Genomic DNA, 13133 nt, shown 5'->3' with positions numbered 1-13133 from the left:
ACTAAAAAGTCCTGAGTAGAGCACGAATAAATAGATAGACCCTGAACATGCCTAAACCGTCTGCTTTAACCGCAGACGGTTCTTTTTATAAAAGGCATTAGTCACATGAAGCGACCCAACTTAAAAAGTTTGTGAACCTCTTTGGGATTTTTACGTGCCAGGTTTATAGGCCTTTATTTCTGATATAATGGGACTGATCAAAAATGAGGGCTTTTAAAGGTTAATCATTTTCTACTACTGCGATCAAATTTTTAATCAGTGCTTTTTGCCCCTGAGATATGAGTTGATCTCCCCAATGGGTTGTATCTTCATCTAATGCTTTTTTTAGATCAATCGTTTTGGGTCTCTGTGGTAGGGAGGGGGATGGATTGCCCATGACTCCTAATATAAAATCTGTGGTCGTACCCAGTGCTTTTGCGAGTTTACCAAGTTGGATAGGGGTTGGGTAAGTATATCCCCTTTCCATATTTGAGATGACCTGAAGAGATTCATCTACTAGCAGCAAATGTTTTTGTTTCCAGCCTTTATTTCGAGATTTGATCCGCAATCCTATTTCCTTTTTTTTCTGTTTCTGCTTAATATAACAGCTTGTATGGATCACACTAGTCATTATAAGCAAATGGATCATTTTAATTCGCTGAACTCAATATAACGTAATAGGGTAAGTAAGGTTCCGCTCTATGGGGATGGGGAGTCGATAAAAAGACCCGGGACCTTTATGATTGGATGGGAGCGGGTATCTCCTTATCGGTGTAAGGGTCATGTTAACACCTGGAGACTTAAAAGAAGGAGGTTTGGTATATGGGAGTGTTTGTACCTGAACTGGAAAAAATCGATCATAAAAAGCTGACAAAAACCAAAATGTTAAAGCGTGGAACGTTCATCTTACTTGGTGCGGTACTTGTAGCGGTCGGCCTGGAGATTTTTTTGATTCCCAATCAAGTGATTGACGGAGGAATTGTGGGGGTCTCGATCATTTTGTCCCATCTTTCCGGACTTAATTTAGGAGCCATCTTATTTGTGTTGAACCTGCCATTTTTCTTTCTTGGCTACAAACAAATTGGAAAGACCTTTGCGATTTCCACCTTGTTTGGTGTTGTGGTTATGGCAATTGGAACCAACTTACTTCACCCGGTCCCGCCTTTAACAGATGATCCTCTCTTGGCAGCTGTATTTGGAGGGATTATCATTGGTATCGGAATTGGTATCGTCATCCGATACGGGGGATCGTTGGACGGAATAGAAATCATGGCCATCCTGTTTAACAAAAAATTACCCTTTTCAGTAGGACAAATCGTGATGTTCTTTAACCTTTTCATCCTGGGAAGTGCGGGATTTGAATTTGGGTGGGATCGGGCCATGTACTCACTCATCGCTTACTTTATTGCCTTCAAAATGATCGACCTTACTATTGAAGGATTTGAGGAAACCAAATCTGTCTGGATTATCAGTGACGAACCTGAGAAGTTGGGGGAATGTATCCTGAACCGATTAGGACGTGGGGTCACGTACTTAAGTGGGGAAGGGGCATACACAGGTGAATTTAAAAAAGTGATCTTCTGTGTGGTCACTCGTTTAGAGGAAGCCAAGTTAAAAGCCATTGTGGAGGATGTTGACCCCCAAGCTTTCCTGGCGATTGGGAACATCCATGATGTACGAGGTGGGCGGTTTAAGAAGCGGGATATCCATTAGGGAGGTCTACAGTTGGGGACTTGTTCCGTTTGCAAAGGGAGAGGAAAGATTAAAACGATGCTTCCCGTTCCAATGGAAACGATCTGCTTAAGCTGTGGGGGAACAGGCATATCTAAAAGAGATGACCAACAAAGAAAAAATACTCTTTGGAACTTATTGAAAAAGTGGTTTGCAGGTAATAAGTAAGTTCACCCTCATGAAACTGGATATCATTATTCAATTAATATATTAAAGCCCAATTTGTGGTATTAACCCTGTAAAGTAGACTATGTAAATAAAGCCCAAGTATTTATGCGGCGATCGCTTCCCGGTATTCGACCGGGGACCGATCGCCAAGTCGCTTTTGGGAGCGTTCATGGTTATAGAACGTAATGTACTGATCAATAGCTCGATGCAACTCATCAAGGGTTTCCGGACATTGAAGGGACAACATCTCCGACTTAAGATGGGAAAAGAACGATTCGATACAAGCATTATCTAGGCAGTTCCCTTTACGCGAATGGCTCCCAACCATTCCTAGTTGCTCGAGTTTCTTGCTATACTGCCGGGAAGTGTACTGGAAACCTTGATCTGAATGAATCAGGGTTTTCACCACTTCTCTGTTCTCACATGCTTTCTCCAATGTTTTCATGACCAATGACAGATCATTCCGTTTCGAGACGTGATAAGCGATGATTTCATTATTGTATAAATCCTGAATCGCTGATAGATATACGAAGCCACCATGGATCGGCAGATAAGTAACATCCGTCAATCTCCCATTTGTAAATATAAATTAATCATAAACATACAAAACGTCTATAAAGTGTAAAATAAATAGAAAGGATTAGGAGGCTTTTCAATGAACAAAATTTTCTTATCCGGATCTTCGTCGGGTATGTCTTTTTATCGGAAGGGTTGGAAGTTGAAAAAGACTTCAATGGCTAAAACAGAAAAGACAATGGGCAAAGATATATAACAATTTATAGACTTAATTCGGAGGTAATGAAGTGATGACGGATGAAAAAAAGAAGGAGGCCAACCCATCGAAAGAGGGGAATTCTGTCCTTGAAGTATTGGGAGTTGCTACACGTTTAGGACTTACCTCGTTTGGGGGGCCCATTGCTCACATAGGATACTTTCGGGACGAATATGTGAATCGCAGAAAATGGCTGGATGAAAAAGCGTATGCCGATTTGGTTGCCCTTTGTCAATTCTTGCCGGGTCCGGCAAGCAGTCAGGTGGGAATTGCCATTGGAATGATCCGGGCAGGTTTGCCGGGGGCATTGGCAGCATGGATCGGTTTTACTTTTCCTTCCGCTTTAGCCCTTGTCATTTTTGCATATGTAGTACAGCGATTTCAGATTCAAGAGATGGGCTGGATTCATGGGTTGTTAGTGGTTGCAGTGGCTGTCGTTGCCCAGGCGGTATGGGGAATGGCCAGAAATTTAGCACCTGATCGTCCCCGGGCAACGATCGCCTTTCTGGCTGCGATTGCCGCGGTTACCTGGCAAACCGCTTTAGGTCAAGTACTCATTATCGTGACAGCCGGATTCATCGGGTGGTGGTTATTGCCCAAGCGCTCAGTTTCTGAGTCTTCGTCGATTCGAATTCCTATGGGTCGGAAAGCGGCTTTGATTTCTTGGGGGCTATTTTTTGCTCTCTTGCTCCTTCTCCCTCTGATGCGGCAAATCTCTTCGGGTCAGTGGCTGGCGCTGTTTGATAGTTTTTACCGAACGGGTTCACTGGTATTTGGCGGAGGCCATGTGGTTCTTCCGCTCCTTCAAGCAGAAGTCGTACCGACGGGATGGATGAGTTCGGATCAGTTTCTTGCCGGTTATGGAGCGGCACAAGTGGTTCCGGGTCCCCTCTTTACCTTTGCTGCATACTTAGGGACAGTGATTAGCGGATGGCCAGGAGCCCTATTGGCTACGGTGGCGATCTTTCTTTCCTCCTTTTTGCTGATTATCGGGGCATTACCTTTCTGGGAGTGGATTCGGACCCAACCGAAATTTCAAGCGGCACTTAACGGAATTAATGCCGCAGTCGTAGGAATTTTGCTCGGCGCTCTCTATGACCCTGTCTGGACGAAAGCGATTCAAAGCCCTGCTGATTTTAGTCTGGCACTGATTGCCTTCGGGTTGTTAACCATTTGGAAACTCCCGCCCTGGGTTGTGGTGGTGTTTTCAGCGATGGGCGGGGCGATTCTTTCCCTTTTCTAACAGAAATCCGATCCCTTGCAGAGACTGGGTGCTCGTCGACCTGTTGAACAAACTTTGTCGATAAGTTAAGAGTATCGACTCCTTCATGTAAAAGGAAGTGGGTACTTTTTTTAGAGTTTGGTATATGAAAAGAATTTAATTCTAAATTAGTATTCTGGCCCTTCTTCATTTTCCTTCAAAGCAAACCCTTTTGGTACTCCCTATAAAATAAGACACCGGCTTGAATAGAGAATGTATTATTTTTGTACAAATAAAAAAGACTGGCAAGTAAAGATGAGAGTTACCCTATTCGGTTAAGAATACAACTATTTTTCGTTAGTTATCTTTTCAGAATTCGACTCTTGGTAAATATCAATGATGTACACATATTAAAAAAACTTTGGGTCAAAATAAGTATGTGCTTATATAAAGGAGGTGTGATTCTTGGCCAAAGATTATTACATTGCCCGTGATGCTTTCAAGCAAGAGGATTTAGCAGCGAAAAAATATGCCTTTTACGCTCATAACTGTACCAATCCGGAAGCCAAACAACTGTTCAACCAAATTGGTCAGGTTCAACAGCAAAGTGCGCAAAGGTTTCAACAAATGATGAACCAATTCCCGATAAAGTTGAGTTTTTACAGGCATTTATTCTCATAAGAAAGGGGAGTCACTCTCTTGATTTTTTTGGCTTACTTCTTCCTGTCCTGGTTTCTCGGATTCATTCTGATTGATTGGAAAAATTGGCGATTAGGCTATCCAACAGCTTTATTTGGCAGTGTAGGGTCCTTTACGCTGGATACTGCGTTTTTTTGGCGCTCTGAGCACTTCCGGGTGATATGAAAAAAAGGGCGAAGCTGTGGCGGGCTTTGCTCACACTCGCCCAATACCGGAATATGATATTTGCCTGTATTCTTTAGAAATAGGCTGAAAAAATCAAATGATGGAATATTTCAAGTAATAAAAGGACAAAAGCATCAAAGGTATGAGCTATTTCATTACAGAATGTTTCAAGAGTTTATGTCCGTCATAGTCATCATAAATGGTATATATAAGATGCAGTAAGGTCGGCTATTCACTTCATACGCCGCACGTATTCCCGATTCTATGGCCCCTTGAATCCAGGTACGGTCAGAGGAAGCATGTTCACCAGCAAAGTGAATTCTCCCTTCTGGTGCAATAATAGAAGGGTATAGTTCAACTTCTTGTTCTGGCTTGAAAAAAGCAAAAGCATCTGTCGCATACTTATATTGAGTCCAACTGTGAGAGACACCTGTTACAAAGTCGTTAAGAATATGCAGGCCATGGATCACAGCCAAATTTTCTAAAGCTTGTTGAATTTGTCCTTTCTCTGAATACCTCTGTAAAATTTGTGCACTATCTTCCCAAGTGTAGCTTGTTAAAATCACTCCCACCTTCTGACCAAAGCCATGACTAGGATAATATACCTGCCTAATGGGTAAATCCGTAATGGTTTGACCACCAAATATCTTTTCTTTTTCCCAAAATCTTTCGCGAAACTGAATACCCGTTTTGATAGAAGGAACATAATGTAGTTCACGAATCGCCTTGCGCTTACTGTGTGAAAAAGCATGGTACGGTTCGACTTCAATAAAACGTAATACCGAAAAAGGAATTGTAACAATTGCACAGTCTCCAGTGATTTGAAGAGGTTCACCTGTTTTTGTATGGATAGAGTAAAAGGTTACGTTGCTCTCGTGATATACGATTTTCTTGAGTTCTTGGTTGAAGAGAATATTTTCTTTCAACTGTGGTAAAAAAGCTTTTGGTAATTGATCATTACCGCCAGTGATTTCATAGAAACGGTTATATGGATTTAGAAAAACTAAGTATTCACGAAAAATATCAAGAAAAGATAACTCTGCCATTCCTTCATTGGCAGAAATCACCTTGATTTGTTCAATTGCTCCGTGTGATAGCCGGATGCCGAAGGGATTATGTGTAAGAAAAATGTCAAACGAATACTTATCAAAGAATTTAATGATTATTGGCCAATTTCTTGCGGGATTCTGATTGATGAAATCGTAAATCGGTTGAAATAATATATGTAGTAATTCGGAAGCCGTTTTGTTCCGTTCCCTTGGTGCAACAGGGTAATTAAGAATACTGGGATTTTGTTCATAACACTTTCGACGAGTGTAGACTCCGTTTACATAAAAGATATCGTTCGGCGTTGTATTAATAAATGGATTGATGGGTAGATGAAATTTGCGGATATACTCCATTGTTAAGTAGTGCGTATTGGGAATCCGCATCGGCCCCACATCAATATATCCACCCTCTTTAAAAGGAGAGCGAATAGTTAATACACGCCCCCCTACTCTTTCGGTTGCTTCCAGAATCGTTATTTCATGACCTGCATCCTTGGCTTAATGCGGAGAAAGCGCCTTGGGATATGCAACCTGCTGAAGCGCTTCATTTTATGAAAATAAAATATGATCAAACGTTTTTAGATGCAATTCCTTTAACCTCAACGATGGGAGAAGCGAAAGGGATGGCCTTTATCCTCCCATATCCGGTAAGAATCAATGCAAAACAAACACACCGGGTCTATGTAAAACAAATGCTCCTCTCCGAGAAGGTAGAAAAGATTTTACCTGATTGGTCTTTCTTTGTGACCAGTGTCTTAAATGTGACCCAACTCAGGCCAACTGCTTCCCGGGAAGAATTTTATGATGATCCGATGTTGGATATGGTACGGAAAGAGCTGGGTGACGGGATTCGCGAGTATCTGATCCATCTGGTCCATACCAATCCAACTCTTTTGAAGCAGATTATCCAAATTCATTATGAATCGATCAAATCACTTGCCAAAGAAGATAATGAATTGTATGCGCTATTTATTGACTGGCTGCCTTTCCAAACAACACTCGGCATTAAAAAAATGAAGGAAATTCGTTCCCTGTCTGAGCAGGTCCTGTTTACATCTAGTGTGGATGAGTACCGTCAAATCAGCCAAGTCGCTAAATCCCAATCGATCTGTGTGATCAATGGTGGTTATACACATGATGCTGAACTGATCCAGCGCTTGCCCCAAGTTTTTCCTGAGCTTGCAGTTAAACACGTCGATCCCCTTTCCTTCTCACAAAATTTTACCGACTTATCACTGGCTGAGCGTGAACAGGCTTATGAATTTATCCGGTTAGCCAATGTGATTCTGGCACGTTATCAATGTACAGCTGAGATGAAAAAGTTTAGCCCTGATGAGCTGCCTGTACTGTATACAACTAATGAAGAGGCACTCTTTTTGCGAACGGCCGGTGAGGATGAGGGGAGGGAATATATTTTATTTCACGCATCCTCTGTTCCGATCAAGCGCCATGTCAAGATCAAAGCAGAGGCCAATCCCTTTGATCCGGGATGGGAAGCCTATTTTGAAAGCCGAATTGCAAAACAAATGGTAGACAAGGGTACAAGGAAGAAAGCAACTACTGCGACTTTGGAAAGAACAAGGTGGCATTTGCCCGGTTTGCAGAGAAAAGATCACCGCCTCTACAGGATGGCACAACCATCATATGGTTTGGAGATCCAAAGGAGGAGCAGACACACAAGAAAATCGAGTCCTACTACACCCGAATTGTCATCAACAAGTCCATAGCCGAAAGTTAACCGTTAAGAAACCACGTCCCCCACGGGGCGTTTAAGAGGCTTGAGCGGATTGCGGGGAAACTCGCACGATCCGTTCTTAGGGGGGACGGCTCCGAAAGGAGCCTACCCTACCCGACAATATGAAGATAGCAGTAACCATTAGCTCAAGGCAAGGATGTCCGCCGTGAGGAGTCAGGGGGAATAGGCGTTGCAAACAGAATGCAAACAGATTCATCTATCTTTTTATAAACCCGAATTTGATGCAACTCTGAAAACATTTCTTCTTCCCGAGAAACAGCATAAGTTTACAGCTCTCCCCAATGAGATCATAAAACAAGCGATCGAGGATAAAAATAGACATCCGGTTGTTATTCTGCTTGGGCATACACCCATTGGTTTTTTTGTTCTGCATAAGGCAGAGGATTGGGAGCAGTTTACGGATCAACCTAATGCCTTATTGCTTCGCGCGCTTTCGATTAATCATATGTATCAAGGGAAAGGCTATGCTCTACAGGCTATGTCCGGACTTCCAAAGTTTGTGGTTAATCACTTTCCAGAAGTTGATGAGATTGTATTAGTGGTGAATGAAAAAAATATTGCAGCCCAACGCTTGTATGAGAAATCGGGATTTGTGGATAAGGGTCGAAGAAGAGAAGGACCGATTGGAAGACAAAAGGTTTACCATTACTCTCTGCTAATATATAAGAAAAAGGATGAGGTATTGTGACAATCCTTAAAGTAATCTACTCTTAAGCTTTATTATTTTTGTCGATTCAGGTTCATATACTCTTATTTTTGCTTTCCAATTTAGTAAGCGGGAATTTGTTTGGCATAGGATAGCATTACAGATGTTACACATAAAAAACCGAGTAGGATACGAATAAATAGGCAGACCCGGAACATGCTTAAACCGTCTGCATTTGCCGCAAACGGTTCTTTTTTCATGAACGCTTAGCGGGCTCTTCCTTTTGTTCCTTTTTTTCGTTCCCGAAACCGTCGTACTTTTAACAGGTTTCCGCACATCCGGGGATCACACCATTGCCGGCTCCGATTACGGCTTTCATCATAAAAAACCCAGCGGCAATCTTTATTTATACAGATCTTTATACGGCGAACATCATTATGCGCCAATAACTCTGCAAATGAACGGACGATTTGTCCCATCACCAGTGTCCACCCGGTAGCAGCAGCCACTTGCTCCAGCTTAAATTTATCAAGATGACCGACCAGCTGCAGATGATAAGAAGTTTGTTGAAGCCACTCATTGAGAAATGTGATGTCTGTTGGCGACAGTGACTGGTGGTTTACCAACGCTTCCACCATCTTTTGCAAACGGGCACGTAATCTAACCAGCACTTGATATGTATCTTCTTCCAATACCGGATCCGCAGCTAAGTCCCATTTCTCAAGGAAAGATTTTAGCCACTCTTCATTCAGTAAACGATCTTCCCGACGCCCCGAACCACGCCAATCCCGCCAATCACTATTAAGAAAGTCAAAACATAAAACCTCCATAAAATAAATCCCCCTTTCCTTTGCCCAAATGACAGAAAATATGATAAATTAAATGTAACTACCTTAATCAATTTTACCCATTACAATATCGTTTTATAAGCTGCTTTAACACTCGTCCTTTTAAGCGATGATTAATTAAAGAGGAGGAAACTTCCATGAGCAGAAAAGAAATGATATTAGATTGCATAAATCAAGCTTTTAATGAAGAAGCATGGTATCCCCCATTAGAACAAGCACTAAAAGGTGTTACATCCACCCAGGCATGCTGGCGGCCGGAGGGGAAAGCGGCAAACACCATTTGGGAAAATGTCAATCATTTACTCATCTACAAAGAACGATTACTTGCTCGCCTGTCCGGTAAAGCTGAATCCTTTTCTATGCTCTCTGACAATGATGACACGTTTTTTCAAAGTTCCCCTGATGATGAAGCCGCCTGGCAAGCTGTTGTCTCCCGCACAATCGAAGTCCATCAAGCCTTAAAGCAAAAGTTGCTCTCCCTGCAAGAAAGCGAGTTGGACACACCTTCCCCTGTCTTGCCTGTTTGGCAGCAAGTCACCAACATTGTGCTGCACGATGCCTACCATACGGGACAAATTGTGCAAATTCGCAAATTACAAGGCTCCTGGCCTGAACAGAGGTCATTTTCATAAACTGTAGACAAAACAATTATATAGGAACTTACCTAACCTTCTTAAAACGTTATTTACGCGTGATAAGGAGGTTTTTTCATGTCCACCACAAGTAAGCAGATTATTCGGATGACGAAGATTTGAGTTAGGAAATAGATACTCGTTAATACTAATACTGGATTTAGACGGGAGAAGTATATCCAATGATCGTGCAAGGAGGAGTAAACGATTGGATGAAAAAGAATACAATCAAAAGCGATCAAGGTTTTCGATCAAAAAAAGATCGAAACAAACATTACATAAAGAGGATATTACCGTTGTAGATGCGCAAGTTGCGAAAAAAGCGGTTGTGGCAACAGCAATCGGCAATGCCATGGAATGGTTTGATTTTGGGATTTATTCTTATTTGGCTGTTACGATTGGAAAAGTATTTTTCCCTGAAATGAAAGGGACGGTTCAATTAGTTTATTCTTTTGCCACTTTTGCTGCAGCCTTTCTTGTCCGGCCGCTCGGTGGGATATTTTTCGGGATGTTGGGAGATCGATTGGGGCGTAAAAATACTTTGGCAATGACATTAGTGTTAATGGCGGTAGCTACCCTGAGTATCGGGTTGATTCCAGGTTACGCATCCATTGGTGTAACGGCATCTGTATTATTGCTGATCGCCCGGTTGGTACAGGGATTTTCCACGGGCGGAGAGTATTCCGGTGCAATGACTTTTATCGCCGAATCGACACCGGATAAGAAGCGGGGCGTGATGGCAAGTGGTTTGGAAGTGGGCACCTTAGTGGGATTTGTTGCGGGCTCCGGGATTGTCACATTGCTCACCTTTATTTTAGGATCTGAAAAAATGCTGGAATGGGGATGGCGGATTCCTTTTTTGATAGCCGCACCTATTGGCCTCATCGGTCTTTACTTACGCAACCACTTAGAAGAAACACCTGCTTTTGAAGCAATGGAAAAAGAGACAAAGAACACCGATAAACATAAGTTTATAAAAAATATTTTTGCCTTTCATTGGAAGCCTTTGATGATCGGTATGATATTGGTTTTTTTCTATAACGTCGTTGACTACATGGTTTTGTCTTATATGCCTTCGCACTTAAACGCCGTGCTGGGTTATCGGGAAACGACAGGGCTGCTGCTAATTTTAATCGTCATGTTAATTATGATCCCGATTGTTTTAATAATGGGCTATTACAGTGACCGTATTGGGGCAAAACGAATCATTCAAGGCGGTTTGATCGGATTGGTTATCTTATCGATCCCATCGTTTTTATTGATCGGAAGCGGCAATCATTGGCTGGTTTTTTTGGGCTTGATGATATTAGCCATCTTTTTGGCTTCATTTCAAGGAACGATGCCGTCGGTTCTGCCTTCTTTATTCTTTACTGAAGTGAGATACGGGGCATTGGCTATAACATACAACATATCGGCTTCATTATTTGGGGGCACGACCCCGTTGGTTGTCACCTGGTTGATTAATATGACCGGGAATCATCTGGTACCGGCTTATTATATTATTGCGGCTGCCCTTATAGGGATTCTGGTCGTCACCTATTTTGTCAAAGATCCATCAGGCAGACCACTTCGCGGGTCGCCGCCAGCGGTTGAAGAGAAACATGAAATACAGGCTGTTTTAAAAGATCCTGAAGAAGCCTTATGGTGGAAAGAAGAAAAAAATAAAATAGATGAGAAGATCGAGGATGCAGATGATAAAAAATAATGGGCTCCCGCAGACCCCCATTATCTTATCTGCCGTGACAGTCATCTGAATGAAGCAAAATTGCCAAACACTTGTCCAATCATGGCATCTCATTTTTGACCGTTCTCATCTTCCAAATGGTATCGTTCCTCAACTTTTGAGATACAACTCTTCAGCCCTTTTATAACAGTCCGGATCATTCGTCTTAGTCGCCATCAACGCTGACTGAATCTCAGTTTTACTTTCTTATTTTGAGTTCTTTTTTAATACGGTATATTTTTTCTAAACAATGATGAAATGGTTCCTTATCAAGCAGATGATCGAAACAATCCGTCGATTTCAATGAAGCTGTATTCTCTGCTGATAACCGTGGTTATCCAGGGAAATCAGCTTTTGTTTGCATTTGAATATTGAATAAGAAAATAGGCACATTCCTGATGAAAAAATATTGACATTGACGTATGCGTCAAGGTGTACAGTGAAGGTGTCAGGAGGTGATGACATGGAGTACACCGTGAAGAAGCTGGCTCAGTTGGCGGGGATTAGTACCAGAACGCTTCGGTATTATGATGAGATTGGGATTCTGAAGCCGGCAAGAATCAACTCGTCGGGATATCGTATCTATGGTCAGGCGGAAGTAGACCGTTTACAGCAAATCCTCTTTTACAAGGAATTAGGGGTTAGTCTTGAAAGGATTAAAGAAATCGTTACTTCCCCTTCCTATGACGGAGCCAAAGCTCTGCGGGAACACCGTGAACAGCTCCTCGACAAAAGAAAGCAGTTGGAAGTGCTAATTGCCAATGTGGAAAAAACAATCGCTTCAATGGAAGGGAGAATTATCATGACCGATAAAGAGAAGTTTGAGGGTTTCAAGCAGCAGATGATTGAAGACAACGAGGCTAAGTACGGAAAAGAGATCCGTGCGAAATATGGCGACGATGTCGTGAACCGGTCCAATGAAAAATTGAAAAACATGACTCAAGAAGAGTATGAAGATGTTGCCCGTCTCGAGGATGAAGTCCTGGCAACACTGTCCGAAGCGTTTGCAAATGGCGACCCGGCCGGAGAGCTTGCACAAAAAACGGCGGAGTTGCATAAGCAGTGGCTTATATATTACTGGAGCGAATACAGCAAAGGAGCGCACGCGGGCCTTGCCCAAATGTATGTGGATGATGAACGGTTTAAGGCTTACTATGAAAAGCAGCCCGGTATGACAGAATTCCTGAGAGACGCGATTCACATCTATACAGGCGTTACGAAAAAATAGAATGGGAAATCTGTTTCAATCGGATCGTTTGACATAACCACAGCAGAACACCATCCATTTTCATCTTCAATTGGCGCAGGAGACCCCGATCCTCTACAGGTCGGGGAGGAATGCGCAATTTTCTCCCTCCTTCTTCTTATATGAAGTTATCATGATACATACTGATCCCTGTATATGCACTTGCTTCGGAAAAGATAATAATCGATAAGAGGTGATGATAAGAGGGGATCTCGTCTATTGATGATGTTAAGACAGCTACATTAGAGGTTAACGAGCAATTGGGCTATGAACTGAAGCCAAATAAACAACCGGCTACGAAAGAAGATATTCAACAGTTGCTTGCTGAGTTAAAAAATATTAAAACTTCTTCCAGCAACAGCTCCAAATCCATGAACAACAGTATTTTTAAAGAGCTGAATATGCATACATACGAAGGGAATCAGAATGAACCACCTGAATTTATAGAATAACGATAATCAAGCTTTGCGGGACTCTTATTGCTTTTGATATCTTTGTAGCGTTGAGTTTCTAGGGAC

General features: G+C 42.2%; 12 protein-coding genes and 2 pseudogenes. 10 read left to right on the top strand and 4 right to left on the bottom strand.

What is annotated here, in order from left to right; translation table 11 throughout:
• Positions 1–220: 220 nt before the first annotated feature.
• A complete protein-coding gene (locus I8U27_RS08145; protein WP_181751162.1) occupies positions 221–547 on the bottom strand; it encodes a helix-turn-helix domain-containing protein in 327 nt (108 codons plus the stop codon).
• Between the two features lie 158 nt (positions 548–705).
• Here I8U27_RS08145 and I8U27_RS21320 point away from each other — a divergent pair.
• Both I8U27_RS21320 and I8U27_RS08135 read left to right on the top strand, forming a co-directional pair.
• Positions 706–756: pseudogene (locus I8U27_RS21320) on the top strand (hypothetical protein); the annotation flags it as partial.
• Positions 757–801: 45 nt separating this feature from the next.
• Positions 802–1692 carry a YitT family protein gene (locus I8U27_RS08135; RefSeq protein ID WP_181751161.1) on the top strand — a complete coding sequence of 297 codons (891 nt, stop codon included), beginning with the start codon at positions 802–804 and terminating at the stop codon, positions 1690–1692.
• Between the two features lie 289 nt (positions 1693–1981).
• Here the strand turns inward: I8U27_RS08135 and I8U27_RS08130 are convergent, their stop codons facing one another.
• Positions 1982–2446: an IS3 family transposase gene (locus tag I8U27_RS08130; protein ID WP_181751160.1), complete on the bottom strand. Its 465-nt coding sequence runs from the start codon at positions 2444–2446 to the stop codon at positions 1982–1984.
• A gap of 238 nt (positions 2447–2684) precedes the next feature.
• On the opposite strand from I8U27_RS08130, the gene I8U27_RS08125 reads away from it, so the two are divergent.
• Positions 2685–3893 (top strand): chromate transporter, encoded by a 1209-nt coding sequence (locus tag I8U27_RS08125; protein WP_181751159.1) that lies wholly within the window; start codon positions 2685–2687, stop codon positions 3891–3893.
• Positions 3894–4316: 423 nt separating this feature from the next.
• The gene (locus I8U27_RS08120) at positions 4317–4532 is read left to right on the top strand and encodes a spore coat protein (RefSeq protein ID WP_181751158.1); all 216 of its coding nucleotides are present in this window, start codon (positions 4317–4319) and stop codon (positions 4530–4532) included.
• Between the two features lie 350 nt (positions 4533–4882).
• Here I8U27_RS08120 and I8U27_RS08115 read toward each other — a convergent pair.
• A pseudogene (locus tag I8U27_RS08115) lies at positions 4883–6247 on the bottom strand (flavin monoamine oxidase family protein); the annotation flags it as partial.
• Positions 6248–7408: 1161 nt separating this feature from the next.
• Here I8U27_RS08115 and I8U27_RS21315 point away from each other — a divergent pair.
• Together I8U27_RS21315 and I8U27_RS08105 are read left to right on the top strand one after the other, a co-directional pair.
• On the top strand, positions 7409–7537 hold the full coding sequence (locus I8U27_RS21315) for an HNH endonuclease (RefSeq protein ID WP_374057910.1): 129 nt from the start codon (positions 7409–7411) through the stop codon (positions 7535–7537).
• A gap of 152 nt (positions 7538–7689) precedes the next feature.
• Positions 7690–8208: a GNAT family N-acetyltransferase gene (locus tag I8U27_RS08105; RefSeq protein ID WP_181751157.1), complete on the top strand. Its 519-nt coding sequence runs from the start codon at positions 7690–7692 to the stop codon at positions 8206–8208.
• A gap of 224 nt (positions 8209–8432) precedes the next feature.
• Here the strand turns inward: I8U27_RS08105 and I8U27_RS08100 are convergent, their stop codons facing one another.
• Complete coding sequence (locus I8U27_RS08100; RefSeq protein ID WP_181751156.1) at positions 8433–8996, bottom strand: CGNR zinc finger domain-containing protein; 564 nt, start codon at positions 8994–8996, stop codon at positions 8433–8435.
• A gap of 155 nt (positions 8997–9151) precedes the next feature.
• On the opposite strand from I8U27_RS08100, the gene I8U27_RS08095 reads away from it, so the two are divergent.
• The 4 genes from I8U27_RS08095 (at position 9152) to I8U27_RS08080 (ending at position 13067) form a co-directional block, all read left to right on the top strand.
• Positions 9152–9646 (top strand): DinB family protein, encoded by a 495-nt coding sequence (locus I8U27_RS08095; RefSeq protein ID WP_181751155.1) that lies wholly within the window; start codon positions 9152–9154, stop codon positions 9644–9646.
• A gap of 208 nt (positions 9647–9854) precedes the next feature.
• Entirely contained in the window at positions 9855–11351 is a 1497-nt protein-coding gene (locus tag I8U27_RS08090) for an MFS transporter (RefSeq protein ID WP_181751154.1), read from the top strand.
• 481 nt (positions 11352–11832) lie between these two features.
• A complete protein-coding gene (locus tag I8U27_RS08085) occupies positions 11833–12597 on the top strand; it encodes a MerR family transcriptional regulator (protein WP_181751153.1) in 765 nt (254 codons plus the stop codon).
• Between the two features lie 278 nt (positions 12598–12875).
• The gene (locus tag I8U27_RS08080; RefSeq protein ID WP_232345310.1) at positions 12876–13067 is read left to right on the top strand and encodes a hypothetical protein; all 192 of its coding nucleotides are present in this window, start codon (positions 12876–12878) and stop codon (positions 13065–13067) included.
• Positions 13068–13133 lie beyond the last annotated feature (66 nt).

Source organism: Paenactinomyces guangxiensis, from assembly GCF_016055185.1.
GTDB lineage: Bacteria > Bacillota > Bacilli > Thermoactinomycetales > Thermoactinomycetaceae > Paenactinomyces > Paenactinomyces guangxiensis.
Note: the sequence above shows the minus strand (reverse complement) of the source record. Positions and strands in the feature narration are given on the sequence as shown.

What these genes read in the sequence shown, in the direction of transcription:
- I8U27_RS08135 (WP_181751161.1), top strand. Translation starts at nt 802, where the DNA reads ATGGGAGTGTTTGTACCTGAACTGGAAAAAATCGATCATAAAAAGCTG.
- I8U27_RS08125 (WP_181751159.1), top strand. Translation starts at nt 2,685, where the DNA reads ATGACGGATGAAAAAAAGAAGGAGGCCAACCCATCGAAAGAGGGGAAT.
- I8U27_RS21315 (WP_374057910.1), top strand. Translation starts at nt 7,409, where the DNA reads ATGGTTTGGAGATCCAAAGGAGGAGCAGACACACAAGAAAATCGAGTC.
- I8U27_RS08100 (WP_181751156.1), bottom strand. Translation starts at nt 8,996, where the DNA reads ATGGAGGTTTTATGTTTTGACTTTCTTAATAGTGATTGGCGGGATTGG.
- I8U27_RS08095 (WP_181751155.1), top strand. Translation starts at nt 9,152, where the DNA reads ATGAGCAGAAAAGAAATGATATTAGATTGCATAAATCAAGCTTTTAAT.
- I8U27_RS08085 (WP_181751153.1), top strand. Translation starts at nt 11,833, where the DNA reads ATGGAGTACACCGTGAAGAAGCTGGCTCAGTTGGCGGGGATTAGTACC.